This is a genomic window from Helicobacter sp. MIT 21-1697 (assembly GCF_026241255.1).
Taxonomy (GTDB): domain Bacteria; phylum Campylobacterota; class Campylobacteria; order Campylobacterales; family Helicobacteraceae; genus Helicobacter_C.
Genome location: NZ_JAPHNC010000007.1, coordinates 61,096 through 74,686, shown reverse-complemented (window position 1 = coordinate 74,686; position 13,591 = coordinate 61,096). Strand labels below are relative to the sequence as shown.

Annotated in this window: 15 protein-coding genes; 9 read left to right on the top strand and 6 right to left on the bottom strand. The window is 37.5% G+C overall.

The features are described from left to right. Window positions 1-54 precede the first annotated feature (54 nt). Genes OQH61_RS07660 through OQH61_RS07650 form a run of 3 tightly spaced genes read left to right on the top strand, consistent with a single transcriptional unit; the run spans window position 55 to window position 2,609 of the window. Entirely contained in the window at window positions 55-1,143 is a 1,089-nt protein-coding gene (locus OQH61_RS07660) for an asparagine synthase C-terminal domain-containing protein (RefSeq protein WP_266026811.1), read from the top strand. Beyond that, window positions 1,137-1,562: an adenylyltransferase/cytidyltransferase family protein gene (locus OQH61_RS07655; RefSeq protein WP_266026810.1), complete on the top strand. Its 426-nt coding sequence runs from the start codon at window positions 1,137-1,139 to the stop codon at window positions 1,560-1,562. Before OQH61_RS07660 ends, OQH61_RS07655 begins: the two co-directional genes overlap by 7 nt. Window positions 1,563-1,574: 12 nt before the next feature. Continuing rightward, entirely contained in the window at window positions 1,575-2,609 is a 1,035-nt protein-coding gene (locus OQH61_RS07650; RefSeq protein WP_266026808.1) for a radical SAM protein, read from the top strand. Window positions 2,610-2,675: 66 nt separating this feature from the next. Here the strand turns inward: OQH61_RS07650 and OQH61_RS09585 are convergent, their stop codons facing one another. The 6 genes from OQH61_RS09585 to lepA all read right to left on the bottom strand — a co-directional run bounded on the left by OQH61_RS09585 (window position 2,676) and on the right by lepA (window position 8,232). Continuing rightward, window positions 2,676-2,960: an acyltransferase gene (locus tag OQH61_RS09585; RefSeq protein ID WP_416232496.1), complete on the bottom strand. Its 285-nt coding sequence runs from the start codon at window positions 2,958-2,960 to the stop codon at window positions 2,676-2,678. A gap of 59 nt (window positions 2,961-3,019) precedes the next feature. After that, complete coding sequence (locus tag OQH61_RS07640) at window positions 3,020-3,280, bottom strand: hypothetical protein (protein WP_266026806.1); 261 nt, start codon at window positions 3,278-3,280, stop codon at window positions 3,020-3,022. Between the two features lie 59 nt (window positions 3,281-3,339). Further along, window positions 3,340-4,374 (bottom strand): radical SAM protein, encoded by a 1,035-nt coding sequence (locus OQH61_RS07635; protein ID WP_266026804.1) that lies wholly within the window; start codon window positions 4,372-4,374, stop codon window positions 3,340-3,342. Window positions 4,375-4,449: 75 nt separating this feature from the next. After that, a complete protein-coding gene (gene rfbB, locus OQH61_RS07630) occupies window positions 4,450-5,484 on the bottom strand; it encodes a dTDP-glucose 4,6-dehydratase (protein ID WP_266026802.1) in 1,035 nt (344 codons plus the stop codon). Then, window positions 5,484-6,359, bottom strand: a complete 876-nt coding sequence (gene rfbA / locus OQH61_RS07625) for a glucose-1-phosphate thymidylyltransferase RfbA (protein ID WP_266026801.1) — start codon at window positions 6,357-6,359, stop codon at window positions 5,484-5,486. Before rfbA ends, rfbB begins: the two co-directional genes overlap by 1 nt. A 58-nt stretch (window positions 6,360-6,417) precedes the next feature. Continuing rightward, entirely contained in the window at window positions 6,418-8,232 is a 1,815-nt protein-coding gene (lepA, locus tag OQH61_RS07620) for a translation elongation factor 4 (protein WP_266026800.1), read from the bottom strand. A gap of 210 nt (window positions 8,233-8,442) precedes the next feature. Here lepA and OQH61_RS07615 point away from each other — a divergent pair, with 210 nt between their 5' ends. From OQH61_RS07615 to OQH61_RS07590, 6 genes are all read left to right on the top strand, one after another. Then, window positions 8,443-9,603, top strand: a complete 1,161-nt coding sequence (locus OQH61_RS07615; RefSeq protein ID WP_266026798.1) for an FtsW/RodA/SpoVE family cell cycle protein — start codon at window positions 8,443-8,445, stop codon at window positions 9,601-9,603. A 14-nt stretch (window positions 9,604-9,617) separates the two neighbouring features. Continuing rightward, window positions 9,618-10,136 carry a DUF308 domain-containing protein gene (locus OQH61_RS07610; protein ID WP_266026796.1) on the top strand — a complete coding sequence of 173 codons (519 nt, stop codon included), beginning with the start codon at window positions 9,618-9,620 and terminating at the stop codon, window positions 10,134-10,136. A 7-nt stretch (window positions 10,137-10,143) separates the two neighbouring features. Continuing rightward, window positions 10,144-10,881 carry a uroporphyrinogen-III synthase gene (locus tag OQH61_RS07605; protein WP_266026795.1) on the top strand — a complete coding sequence of 246 codons (738 nt, stop codon included), beginning with the start codon at window positions 10,144-10,146 and terminating at the stop codon, window positions 10,879-10,881. A 96-nt stretch (window positions 10,882-10,977) separates the two neighbouring features. Then, on the top strand, window positions 10,978-11,808 hold the full coding sequence (locus OQH61_RS07600; protein WP_266026794.1) for a peptidylprolyl isomerase: 831 nt from the start codon (window positions 10,978-10,980) through the stop codon (window positions 11,806-11,808). Between the two features lie 27 nt (window positions 11,809-11,835). Further along, window positions 11,836-12,759, top strand: coding sequence for a class II fructose-bisphosphate aldolase (locus OQH61_RS07595; protein ID WP_266026793.1), 924 nt, complete (start codon window positions 11,836-11,838; stop codon window positions 12,757-12,759). Between the two features lie 167 nt (window positions 12,760-12,926). After that, on the top strand, window positions 12,927-13,577 hold the full coding sequence (locus tag OQH61_RS07590; protein ID WP_266026792.1) for an FkbM family methyltransferase: 651 nt from the start codon (window positions 12,927-12,929) through the stop codon (window positions 13,575-13,577). Window positions 13,578-13,591 lie beyond the last annotated feature (14 nt).

Genomic DNA, 13,591 nt, shown 5'->3' with positions numbered 1-13,591 from the left:
CACTTTTATGAACTAAAAACATCTTTGCAAATACAATAACTTTAAAGGAGTGATATGAACCAACATCAAAAAGGATGCAACAATCAAAACAAAGTGGATAAAGATTATTGCGCGAGTCATTACCTCGCTTTTCGTTTTATCAAAGATGAAAATATGAATTTCTTTAAAGGTTTAAGCCACAAAGTTTTTAAACCAAAACCTGAAAATGAATTGCTAAGTGTGCAAAATGTCGCAGATATTGATAGAATCTTACAAAGCAAAATTGAGGAGTATTTTATCCCCAATAAAACCGCGCTTTTGCTCTCTAGTGGGATAGATTCTGCGATTTTGGCCTCTTATCTCCCTCCTAAGACACCTTGCATTACCTTTAAATGTATTGCACCCAATGCAATTGATGAAACACACCTTGCAAAAAAATATTGTCAATTTTATGATTTAGAACATCATATTTTAGAAATTATGTGGGAAGATTTTTTAGAGCTTACTCCTATGCTCTTAAAGCATAATCAAGTGCCTTTCCACTCCATAGAAGTTCAGCTGCTTAAAGCTGTGTGCTATGCGAAATCTTTAGGTTATGAGAGGATTATTATCGGCGATGGAGCAGATTATGTCTTTTATGGTATGGATAAACTCCTATCACAAGATTGGGATTTTGATGCATTTATGCACAGATATAATTTTATTGAACCACAAAAGATTTTACACAAGGCTGTAAGTGTGCAAGAAGTGTATGAACCATATCGTTTAGCGAATAATAAAATTGATTTCTTAGGATTTTTAAAAGATATAATGAATATAGAATCTTATACTTCTTATATGCACGCCTTTGAATGTGGCAAGATAAATTACCTTGACCCTTATGTGTGTATGAAAATGGCGCAATCACCAGATTTACGCAGAATTCGCAATGGAGAGCCAAAATACCTCTTAAGAGAACTTTTTGCACAAAAATATCCCTCTATTGCACTGCCAAATAAAATCCCAATGCCACGCGCAATGGGACAATGGCTTCAAAATTGGACAGGACCCAAAAGAAGTGAATTTAAAAGAGATTGTATAAAAAGCTTAAATGGCGACCAAAAATGGCTTGTATGGTGCTTGGAGCAGTTTTTCAATCTCTATGACAAGGAGGATAAATGCTAGTTGGTTATACAAGTGGAGTATATGATTTGTTTCATATTGGACATTTAAATTTGCTCAAAAATGCTAAGGGCTTGTGCGATAAACTCATCGTGGGCGTTACCACTGATGAATTGGTCTCTTACAAAAACAAAAAGTCAGTAATTTCCTTTGAGGAGCGTATAGAGATTGTGCGCAATATCAAATATGTTGATGTAGCCATTGCCCAAGAAGATATTGATAAATACAAAATGTGGGAAAAACTGCATTTTGATATTTTGTTTGTCGGTGATGATTGGTTTAAAACTCCAAGCTGGAATGTAATGGAGGAAAAGTTTAATAAGGTAGGGGTGCGAGTGGTGTATTTCCCATATACCAAAAGCACAAGCTCAACGCTTATCAACGAAACTTTAACAAAGCTAAGAAATACTACAATAGAGTAAGGAGGAGACAAAATGGAATCGTTCAAAACATTTTTCATCAAAATAAGAAAAGAAATCCATCGTGTGCCAAGAAATGTATTGAAAAATCTGAAAAAATTAACAAAAGCCTTGCACCCACTGCTCCCAAAATTTCTAAAAAGAAAATATTTGAATTTTATAGAGAGGATTGTGGTTATTAGCGGACAAAATTGTAGTCTCAAATGCAAACATTGTGCGAATTTCTCGCCTTATTTGGCAAAGATAATACCCTTTTATCCCTATGAGGAAATATGTCAAGACATCGCAGAGCTTACTAAACACACTCAAATAAAAACTCTGCAATTTCAAGGAGGCGAATTTTTCTTACACCCAAATGCTACGCAAATTTTACAATACACTGCACAAAACCCACGCATACATCGCATAATTATTGCTACAAATGCAACGATTGTGCCTAAGGATTCTTTGCTTCGCATTATAAAAGAAAGCGGTAAAATCACTCTAAGGCTTTCAAACTATGGAATTGTCAATATGAAAGGCATACAGAGATTAGAATCTGCACTTAAAGAATGGGAGATTCCCTACTATTCCCACCACTTCGTTCATCAACAAGATACTTGGGTTGATTGTGGAAATGTAAAAATGGCACGATTAAAGGACAAAATTGTTCAAAAGATTTTCAAAGAATGTATTTTTGGAAAAGAATGTTTGACTATGGAAAATGGCTTTATCTCAAAATGTTCAAGAGCTACAATCGCACATCTTGTACAAAATTTTGCTTTAAGTAAGGATTGCGGATTGCTTATTAATCCAAAAACACAAAGAGCCTTTAGTGCTTTCACCCCGCTTGAAATCGGGGGGGGGGGGGGGGTGAAACTACCAGAATTACCCGAGTTTAATTTTGAAAATTTACAAAATTTTCTTTCCGCTCAAACTCCACTTCAAGCGTGTTATTACTGCTATGGCACAAGCGGACAAGAAATCCCCGCTGGCGTGCAATTAAGCAAAGAGGAATTAAGTAATTTAACACAAGCAAAGTTCTATACACTTAACTTCTCTCTTCCTTAAAATACAATCCACCCTGCTCCATTAAGCTATTTCTCAAATCTTTGCATTCAAATAAACACTAAAGAATCATTGCTCAATTTTTCTCACTAACCTTGCAGGATTTCCTGCGATAAGAGAATCTGCTGCAAAAGATTGTGTTACCACACTTCCTGCTGCAACGACACAACCCTTGCCCAGATTTACACCTTTTAGAATTATCACATTATTACCAATGAAACAATCATCACCTATATCAATATCTGCACTTTTTATCTTGTCATAATTATTTCTCTCAATTTTCCTAATGCCGTGAAAATCTGCATTTAGAGCCTGAAAATTTACCCCAATAAAGCAGTTTTGTCCTATGGTAATTCTATGTCTTAAGGCAGCAAGGGCAAAATTATTGTTAATATATGTTCCTTTTTTAACAATTATATGCCCCCCCCCCGCACATCAATATAATTATGGCAGGTATAAAAATAAGGTGAGGGAAAGTATCCTAAATGCACTTCGTTATCAATATGAATTTGCCCATCACTTTGATTATTGCCTAAACGATGAAATAAAGTTGGGGAGAGAATCTTAAAATGCCCTTGCACCTTAACATTAGATAAAATATGCCTATAATACCAAACCCTTAAATGCTGGATTTTACTCTGCCTTAATTTTCGCACAAACTTAACAATGCTCATCTCCTGCCCCTTAAATTTAAATTTCGTGGCATAAAAGTATAGAATCTTCGCTTAAGATTCTATAAAAACTCGCTGTTAATTACTTCAAGCTGGAGTTTATCCAAAGTCTTATTAAAATTATCATTACGACATAAAATCGGGCAAGTAGCACAATCGATGCACTCATAAACTTCCCTTATCCTGCTTCCTCTCCAAATCTCCTCCAAACTCTGCTCTCTTAAATCCCCAAGCAAATGTGCGGGGCTTTGGCGGAAGTGCAGACAAGCCCACACTTTAAAATCCGCACTAATACAAGTGCTAAAAAACATTCCGTGGCACTGCGCATAACCACGATTTGTTGCATCGTGCATTTGATTGTATTTTTGATAACTCGCTAAGATTTTAAAATCTGCACTCTCATATTTGCTTTGCAATTCTGCAAGGATTGGCGCAATATCAAAAGTATCGCCGGTAAAGGGGCGAAACTGCACAAAATCAATGCCCTTTTGCCTCTTGCTTATCTCTTTAATAACTTGCACAAAAGATTCCATATCGCCCTGTGTCTCTTGGCTAGTTAAAAATCCTATCCCAAAGCTAGTCTTAGAATCCATTTGGGTTTTTATCCTTGCAAACATCTCTATATTTTTCAGAGTTTTGGCAAAATGATGAGGCTTCATTCCGTGTATTTTTTCATACATTGGCACACTTCCCGCATCTAAAGAGATTCTAAAATACTCCAAATTCTGTGCAATCATACGACACTTTTGCTCATCAAGCAATCCACCATTAGAATTAAGCCCAATATTCATTCCCGCACGTTTAATCTCCTCTATCGCATAGTGAAAATGTGGGCTTAAAGTTGGCTCACCTCCACCAGAGAGAATCACGCCCTTGTTCTCAAGGCTTTTTAATCCTGCAATAATCACATCAATTTGCTCCTTGCTTAACTCTGCATTATTTTCATTATGCCCACAGCAACCCGGACAGCGGTGATTACATTTATTTGTCAAGTCCAGCTCAGTAACAACAAGTGTTTTGTGTGCATTCATAAAATAATCAATCTTATCGGTATAACGTAAAATTTTCTCGTGTGAATTAAAATGATTAATTTTCATCTAAACTCCCTTTTTCGTAAGATAAAGGAGTGCATAAAAAGTAATAAGAGAGGCAAAAAAGTAAGAATTAAGAGTCTATATACCCCCCCCCCCCGCAAGAGGAACTGAAGTATATTTGTAGATATAAAAATCTATTGTTTGAGAAAGATTAGCATAAAAATCACTTGGCTTAAACCCAAACAAACGCACCATTTTACTAGAATCTATTGCGTAACGCCTATCGTGTCCTGCTCTATCTTGGACAAATGCAATTTGCTCCTTATAACTTCGCTCTTTGGGACATTTTTTATCCAAGATTGCACAAATAATATGGGCAAGTTCTATGTTACTTTGCTCATTGTTTCCGCCAATATTAAAACTTTGCCCAAAATAAGAGGAATGAAACACTTTATCAATACCCACACAATGATCTCCCACATAAAGCCAATCGCGGATATTTTGCCCATCGCCATAAATAGGAATCTCACTACCCCTTAAAGCATTACGAATAATCGTAGGAATAAGCTTTTCATCGTGCTGCTTAGGTCCATAGTTGTTAGAACAATTGGTAATAAAAGTTTTTAAGCCATAAGTATGATGGTAGCTTCTCACTAGCATATCACTTGAAGCTTTGGAGGCAGAATAAGGGGAATTTGGTGCATAAGGTGTGGATTCGCTAAAATATCCACTTTTGCCTAATGAGCCAAATACCTCATCGGTGCTGATATGATGAAAGACACAATGCTCTTTGTTTGCCTTAGGACGAATTGGAGCATCAAACCAGCTTAAATACGCATTATGTAGCAGATTAAAAGTGCCATTGACATTGGTTTCTACAAAGGCACTCGGATTGGCAATAGAATTATCCACGTGGGATTCCGCAGCGAAGTGAATGACGCCCTCAATCTCATAGCGCACAAATATATCTTTAATGAAGTCCTTATCGCAAATATCGCCTTGTCTAAACTCATAATTTGGCGCATTCTCTACACCTTGCAGATTCTCTAAATTACCCGCATAGGTTAAAGAATCCACATTGATAAGATGATATTGCGGGTATTTGTGCAAAAAATAGAGAATAAAGTTACTCCCTATAAACCCTGCTCCACCTGTAATAAGGAGAGTTTTCATTATTTTTCCTCTAAAAGTTGGTGGAGATACTGCCCATAACCACTTTTATTTAAAGTTTCAGCCCTTTGTAGCAGTTGTTTTTCATCTATCCAACCATTGCGATAAGCAATTTCCTCCAAACAAGCGATTTTATAGCCTTGTCGCAATTCAATCGTTTGCACAAAAGTCGCAGCTTCCACAAGACTATCGTGTGTGCCGGTATCAAGCCACGCGAAGCCCCTTCCTAAAGCCTCACTCCGAAGCTTACCTGCTTTGAGATAGGCGATATTCACATCTGTGATTTCTAGTTCTCCTCGTGAGCTAGGTTTGAGCGATTTTGCTATCTCTATGGCTTTATTGTCATAAAAATATAATCCTGTAACTGCAAAATTGCTTTTGGGATTGCTAGGCTTTTCCTCTAAGCTTAGCACTGCTCCATTGGCGTCTATTTCTGCCACACCAAATCTCTGCGGGTCTTTGACACGATAAGAAAATATTGTCGCTATGCCTTTATTAGCTTCCTCTTTTGCTTCTAAAAGCATTGGTGAGAATCCCTGTCCATAAAAGACATTATCACCCAAAATTAAAGCAAGATTCTCATTGCCCACAAAATTTTCTGCTAAAATCAACCCTTGAGCTAACCCATCAGGAGAAGGCTGCACACAATATTGAATCTCCATACCTAAAAAATGCCCATTGCCAAAAATTTCTTGAAATCTAGGCGTATCTTTGGGAGTGGAGATAATTAAAGCCTCACGAATCTGTGCAAGCATTAGCACAGAAAGCGGATAATAAATCATTGGCTTATCATAAATAGGCAAAAGTTGCTTTGAGAGCATTAAAGTTGTAGGATACAATCTTGTTCCACTTCCGCCTGCTAATATAATGCCTTTCATTCTTTCTCCAAATACAAATTTCAAAATCCACATTATAGCAAATTTGAATAAATTTTAGTTACCCATCAATCTTTAATACAGCTAAAAATGCTTCTTGCGGTAACTCAACCTTCCCAATAGCCTTCATACGCTTCTTGCCCTCTTTTTGTTTCTCTAGCAACTTGCGCTTACGCGTTATATCACCACCATAACACTTTGCAGTTACATTTTTCCCCATAGACTTTATATTTTCACGCGCAATAACTTTATTGCCTACACTCGCTTGAATAGCCACTTCAAAAAGCTGTCTAGGGACAATTTCTTTCATAGTTTCTACGAGTGCCCTACCCTTTTCATAGCTTTTTGATTTATCTACAATAATGGAAAGTGCATCAACTATCTCTCCTGCTACACGTATGTCAAGTCGCACCAAATCTCCTTGACGATACTCTATGGGCTCGTAATCAAAGCTTGCATAGCCTTTTGTGCAGGATTTAAGCTTATCATAAAAATCCATTACAATTTCATTACTCGGCAACGCATATGTCAGCATAACGCGTGATTGATTGAGGTATTCCATTTTTTCTTGCACTCCACGCCGATTTGAAAGTAATGTAATAATATTGCCGACATATTCGCTCGGTGTGATAACACTTGCCCTCACATAAGGCTCATAAATAGATTCTATCTTTTGCACTTCTGGTAACTCACTCGGATTTTGCACAAGCACCTTTGTGCCATCAGTGAGATAGACTTCATATACCACCGTTGGTGCAGTAGCAATAAGACTAAGCGAAAATTCCCTCTCTAATCGTTCTTTAACAACTTCCATATGCAATAATCCTAAAAATCCCACACGAAATCCAAATCCCAAAGCTACACTTGTCTCGGGCTCAAAGCTAAGGGCTGAATCATTGAGTTTGAGTTTATGGAGCGCTTCGCGCAATTCCTCAAATTTATCTGTTTCAATAGGATAAATCCCGGCAAATACAAATGGTTTTGCAGGACGAAATCCCTCAATAGGAGTGCTTGTGGGATTTTTAGAATCAGTAATCGTATCGCCCACTGCCATTTCTGTTACAGACTTCAATCCAAGAGAAATAATGCCTATCTCACCACAGCCAATGATTTGTGCGGGAATCTTCTGCACGGGGTGAGGGTAATACAACGCAAGCACCTCATATTTCTTGCCACTACTCATTATTTGCACTTCTTGCCCTACACGCAAAGCCCCATTTACAAGCCGTATCAAAGCTAATGCTCCCAAATAATTATCAAACCAACTATCATAAATAAGTGCCTTTGTGGGAGCATTTTCATCACCACTTGGAGCAGGAATACACTCTATAATGCGTTCAAGAAGATTTTTGATGCCCTCACCACTCTTAGCGCTCACTTGGAGGACATCTGTGCAATCAAGCCCAATTGTAGATTCTATATCTTCTGCCACGCGCAATGGGTCAGCTGCAGGTAAATCAATTTTGTTGATCACAGGCAAAATTTCAAGATTATTCTCCATAGCGATATACACATTCGCTATGGTTTGAGCCTCTACGCCTTGACTAGCATCTACTACAAGAAGTACGCCCTCACACGAGCTAAGCGAACGCGAAACCTCATAGCTAAAATCCACGTGTCCGGGTGTGTCAATCAAATTGAGTGTGTAAGTTTGCCCTTTATATGGATATTTCAAACGAACAGATTGTGCTTTAATAGTAATGCCCCGCTCTTTTTCAATATCCATCGTATCCATAATTTGCGCAGTCATTTCACGCTCACTCACTGCCCCACATTCCTGGATAAGCCTATCTGCAAGCGTGGATTTGCCGTGGTCAATATGAGCAATAATAGAAAAATTACGTATATATTCTTGTGGCGCATTGGGATCTTTCATTGCCTACCTTAAATTTATAGAATCTTAAAGCATCTTTAATGTAATGTATAAAATAAAGCTGTGATTGTAGCACACTCATAGGTATTTGTCCATATATTCCCTTTTGGTATTTGTAAGCTTTAAATACCATAATGATATGCAATTTCTTCAATTTTACATTTTCACAATGTTTTGTTAAAATCCAATTTTATTTTGATAAGAGTAAGTTTTATGGCAGATTCTAAGCTTTTTTATGCAGTTACACTCCTTATTTGTATCGGTGTGGTAATGTCCTACTCATTAGCAACATACATCACAAGTCTTTATAATTATGAACCTTTTCATTTTTTATTGCGTCAATTTATCGCTGCTTTAATCGGAATAGGGCTAATGTGGTTGCTCTCACGCCTTGATTGCAATGCGCATTTTAAGCACATAGGCGTAACAATCTTTATTATTTCTATCGTGCTTATGGTGGGTATGCACTTTCTTCCTCAAAGTTTTGTAAGCTCTGCAGGTGGAGCAAAGCGCTGGATTAGACTACCTTTTATTTCTATTGCACCCTCTGAACTCTTTAAAATTGGCTTTGTCTATTTTCTTGCGTGGAGCTTTTCACGCAAATTTGTCAGCAATGTGCGTCTGTCTATCAAAGATGAAATCAAAATATTTATCCCCTATCTCGTGCTATTTATCATAGCAGTCGTGCTTATTGCCGTGTTGCAAAATGACTTAGGGCAAGTTGTGCTCCTTGCACTCACGCTTGGGGTAATGCTTGTTTTTGCAGGTGGCAGTTTGCGATTACTTGGTGTAATATTTCTTGGCACAATAAGCACCACATTTATCGCGATTATTACAAGCCCACATAGAATCTTGCGTATCAAATCGTGGTGGGCAAGTGCGCAAGATTCTGTATTGGCACTTTTGCCTTATGGTTGGGCTGAAAATCTTCGCATAAGTGGCTTACCCGAGCCTTATCAAATCTATCACGCCACGAATGCTATGGCAAGTGGTGGTTTTTTTGGTTCTGGGCTAGGTGAGGGTTTCATCAAACTTGGATTCTTAAGTGATGTGCATACAGATATTATTCTCGCTGGTATTGCCGAAGAATTAGGATTTGTAGGACTTTTTGCGCTTGTATGTTTATTTGGCTATATTTTATTGAGACTCTTTCGTATCGCTAATCGTGTGCAAAATAAAATGTATTATCTTTTTTGCATAGGCATAGGCTTACTCATTGGTTTTTCATTTATTATCAATGCCTTTGGGATTTCAGGCATAACGCCTGTAAAAGGTATAGCTGTGCCATTTCTTAGCTATGGTGGCAGCTCACTTATTGCAAATTGCCTTGCCATTGGCTTAGTTTTAAGCATTTCAAATGATAGTCCATCTTAGAACAAAGGCGGAATATGCGTTTTAATCGTATTTTGTGGTTTGCATTGAGTTTGACTTTACTTGTTTTAGGAATCGTGTGTATTATCAATCCTCTTCATACAATGGCTTTTCTTGCCTATTTTGTTGGTTTTATTATGCTTATGAGTGGCATAGGTGGCATTTTTTATTTCTTCACTTCACGCTATATAATGATGCTTCTTGATGGTGGCGTTTCGTGTGCTTTTGGCTTAATCTTACTTTTTGGAGGCGAGGAAATTGCGCAAAATTTCGTGCCACTCTTTATTGCATTGTGGCTTATCCTTAAGGGTGTATTGTGGCTTATACACGCGTGGAGACTTTCACGCATTGTGTACTCAAATGCGAATACGGGTATTATATTTATGGGTGGATTCTATATTGTATTGGGTGTGATTTTTGTGCTATTCCCTGAAATATTAGCTACACTCATTAGCCTTATACTTGGTATTATCCTCATTTTAAGTGGCTGTGTAGGATTGTATTTTTGGCACACTCTGCGAAAAACAGGTATATAGAGGCAGTATGACAGATTCTAAATTAAATAACAAAGATACCCATAGCACAGACACTGCCTATGAAGTTGTGCTTGTTGGGACACGCTCTCACCAAAATGTAAAAAGCCTCATAAGCAATGTTATAGAATCTATCCCTATTACACATACACTAGAGGGTATTGATGCACTCATTTTTACTTCTTCTTATGCTATATCCTCCCTCATAGAATCTGCCTCCCCCAAATCTAATTCATACAATCCCAATCTTGCACACTGGAAAGAGATTCCGAGCTTTGTTATTAGCCCTTCAAGCGCAGCTTTATTGCAAAAACAAAATGCCTCTATTGCTTTTATTGGCAAAAAGGCTCACGGAAAAGAGTTTGCCAAAGAAATTATCCCTCTTTTGCAAGGGCACACACCACTTTATCTTCGCGCTCAAAAAATTGTATCGGGGCTAGATTCTATCCTCAAAAATGCTCATATCCCTCTCCAAGAGGCAATAGCCTATATTAATCGTCCTCAAACTTTACCCCTTTCCCTCAAGCCCAAACCCAAAAGTGTGCTTATTTTCAGCGCACCTAGTGCATATGAGAGTTTTGTGGCAAACTTTGGGTGGGATTATCATTATGTAGCAGTGGCTATTGGACGGAGCACTTTTGCCCACTTTGAAAAAGATATAAATGCTCACATTAGTCCTATTCCAAGCATTAGCTCGTGCATTGATTTTGCACATAGCCTTGCACATAAACTCAATACTTCCTCATAAAGGCTTATTAAACCTAAATATGATTCAAAACACTAGCTTACAATATGTTTAGCTTTATCTGATACAATCGCACAATCTTAATTTCGGAGCAATACTATGAAACGCCAACTTCTTGCCACGATACTTGCCTCTCTTGTGTGCGTATCTCTTCAAGCCAAAACCTATGCAACGGTTGATGGTGTAGCCATTACAGACAAAGATATGGAGATTCTCAAACAAACTATCCCAAACTTTAACTATAATAAACTCTCTGACCAAGAAAAAGAAATGCTCATTAATGAGCTTGTAAATAGGCAACTCATTCTTAAAGCTGCCAAACAAGAAAAGCTAGACGCTTCTAAAGAATACACTGATGCCATTAATAGCATTAAAGACAATCTCCTTATTGATTTATGGACAAAAAAACAAGCTAACAGCACGCAAGTCCCAACGATGAATGATGCTCAACTTCGTAAAATTTACCAAGAAAATGAAGGTGAGTTTATTGACCAAGAAGGCAAGGCGCGACATATTCTTGTAAAATCAGAATCTGAAGCAAAAGAGATTATTAAAGAACTTGATAAGGCAGGTAAAGCGAAAGTAGAAGCCAAATTCATAGAGCTCGCAAATGCAAAATCTATTGACCCTGCTTCAAAACAACAAAAAAATGGTGGGGATTTGGGCGTATTCAAACGCGCAGGTATGGATCCTATGTTTTCTAAAGCTGCTTTTGATTTAAAACCGGGCACTTATACAAAAGAGCCTGTTCTTACGCAATTTGGCTATCATATTATCTATCTTGAACGCAAAAGTGAGCCCAAAGTCATTCCTTATAAAGATGCTAAAAAAATCATTGAAAATAGTATCAAAATGCAAAGTATTCAAGGCGGTATGATGCAAAAGATTCAAGCTTTGCGTGCTAAAGCTAAAATCAAAATTACAAAATAAATTATTAAAATTAAGAAAGGAGGGGCTATGCTCGTTTCAGGAAGTGAAATATTACTTAAAGCACATAAAGAGGGTTATGGAGTAGGTGCATTTAATTTTGTCAATTTTGAAATGCTCAATGCTATTTTTCTTGCAGCAAATGAAGCAAAATCGCCCATTATCGTGCAAGCAAGTGAGGGTGCAATTAAATATATGGGCATTGATATGGCTGTTGGAATGGTTAAGATTCTATCAAATCGCTATCCTCATATTCCTGTGGCACTCAATCTTGACCACGGCACAAGTTTAGAATCTTGCCAAAGGGCAGTTGAGGCTGGATTTACCTCTGTAATGATTGATGCTTCCCATCACTCTTTTAAAGAGAATCTTGCAACCACAAAAGAAGTTGTGCAATACGCTCATAGCAAAGGTGTGAGCGTAGAGGCAGAGCTCGGCAGACTTATGGGTATTGAGGATAATATTTCTGTTGATGAAAAAGATGCAGTGCTTATCAATCCTGATGAAGCAGAAGAATTTGTGAAACAAACTCAAGTAGATTATCTTGCTCCAGCTATTGGCACAAGCCACGGCGCATTTAAATTTAAAGGTGAGCCAAAGCTTGATTTTGCAAGACTCCAAGAAGTCAAACGCAGAACGAATATCCCTCTTGTTTTGCACGGCGCAAGTGCTATACCTGATTATGTGCGTGAAGCATTTTTAGCCACAGGCGGGGATTTAAAAGGGAGCAAGGGTGTGCCATTTGCATTTTTGCAAGAAGCGGTCAAAGGTGGCATCAATAAAGTTAATATTGACACAGATTTGCGTATAGCTTTTATGGCAGAGGTGCGCCGCATAGCCAAAGAAGACCCTACTCAATTTGATTTGCGCAAGTTCTTTGCGCCTGCAATGGAAGCAATGAAAAGAGTAATGGTAGAAAGAATGGGCATTCTTGGCTCTGCTGGAAAAATTTAATGATACGAAGGAGGCGCAGATGATAGGTTTTATAAATGCAAAACTACAACGTTTGAAATTAAGTTTAGCAAAAAAGTTATACAGGGGGGGGGGCAAAGATAATCAGGAAAAATCCGTTTGCCTTTTATAAAGAAGTAGGTATTGTAGGTTTCTCCTTTTCTCAATATATGCAGGATTTATTTGTTTATAACTACTACACAAGCAAACCCAAAAAATCATCATATTTTTTCATTGATATTGGCGCAAACGATGGTATTACCCTAAGTAATACTTATATGTTAGAAATGTTAAGCAATCTCCCCAAAGATACTCCACACTATCAAAATTGGAGTGGTATTCTCATTGAAGCTGATAGCAATGTCTTCCCAAAGCTTTTGCAAAATCGCCAAAGCCCCACAAGCACGAAATACAATGTAGCTCTTTGCGATAAAGATGAAGAGATAGAATTTTTACAAATACAAGGACCTCAAATGCTAAGCGGCATAATGAGCGAATACAACAAAGAGCATTTGGAACGCATAGAACGTGAAATAGCGGAATTTGGTGGGAGCAAAAAAATCATCAAAATACAAGGTATGAAATTTGATAGCATAATGGCAAACCATAAAGATATTAAAGAAATTGATTATCTCTCTATTGATGTAGAGGGTGGAGAAATGAGCATTTTAGAATCTATTGATTTTTCAAAATACCACATTCATCTCATCGGCATAGAAGATAATTATCCACAAGATTCTGGTATTTATGAATTTTTGAGCGCACGTGGATATAAAGAAATTATAAGACTTGGTTGCGATAGATTCTTTGAGAGAATATAAATATTTATGCCATA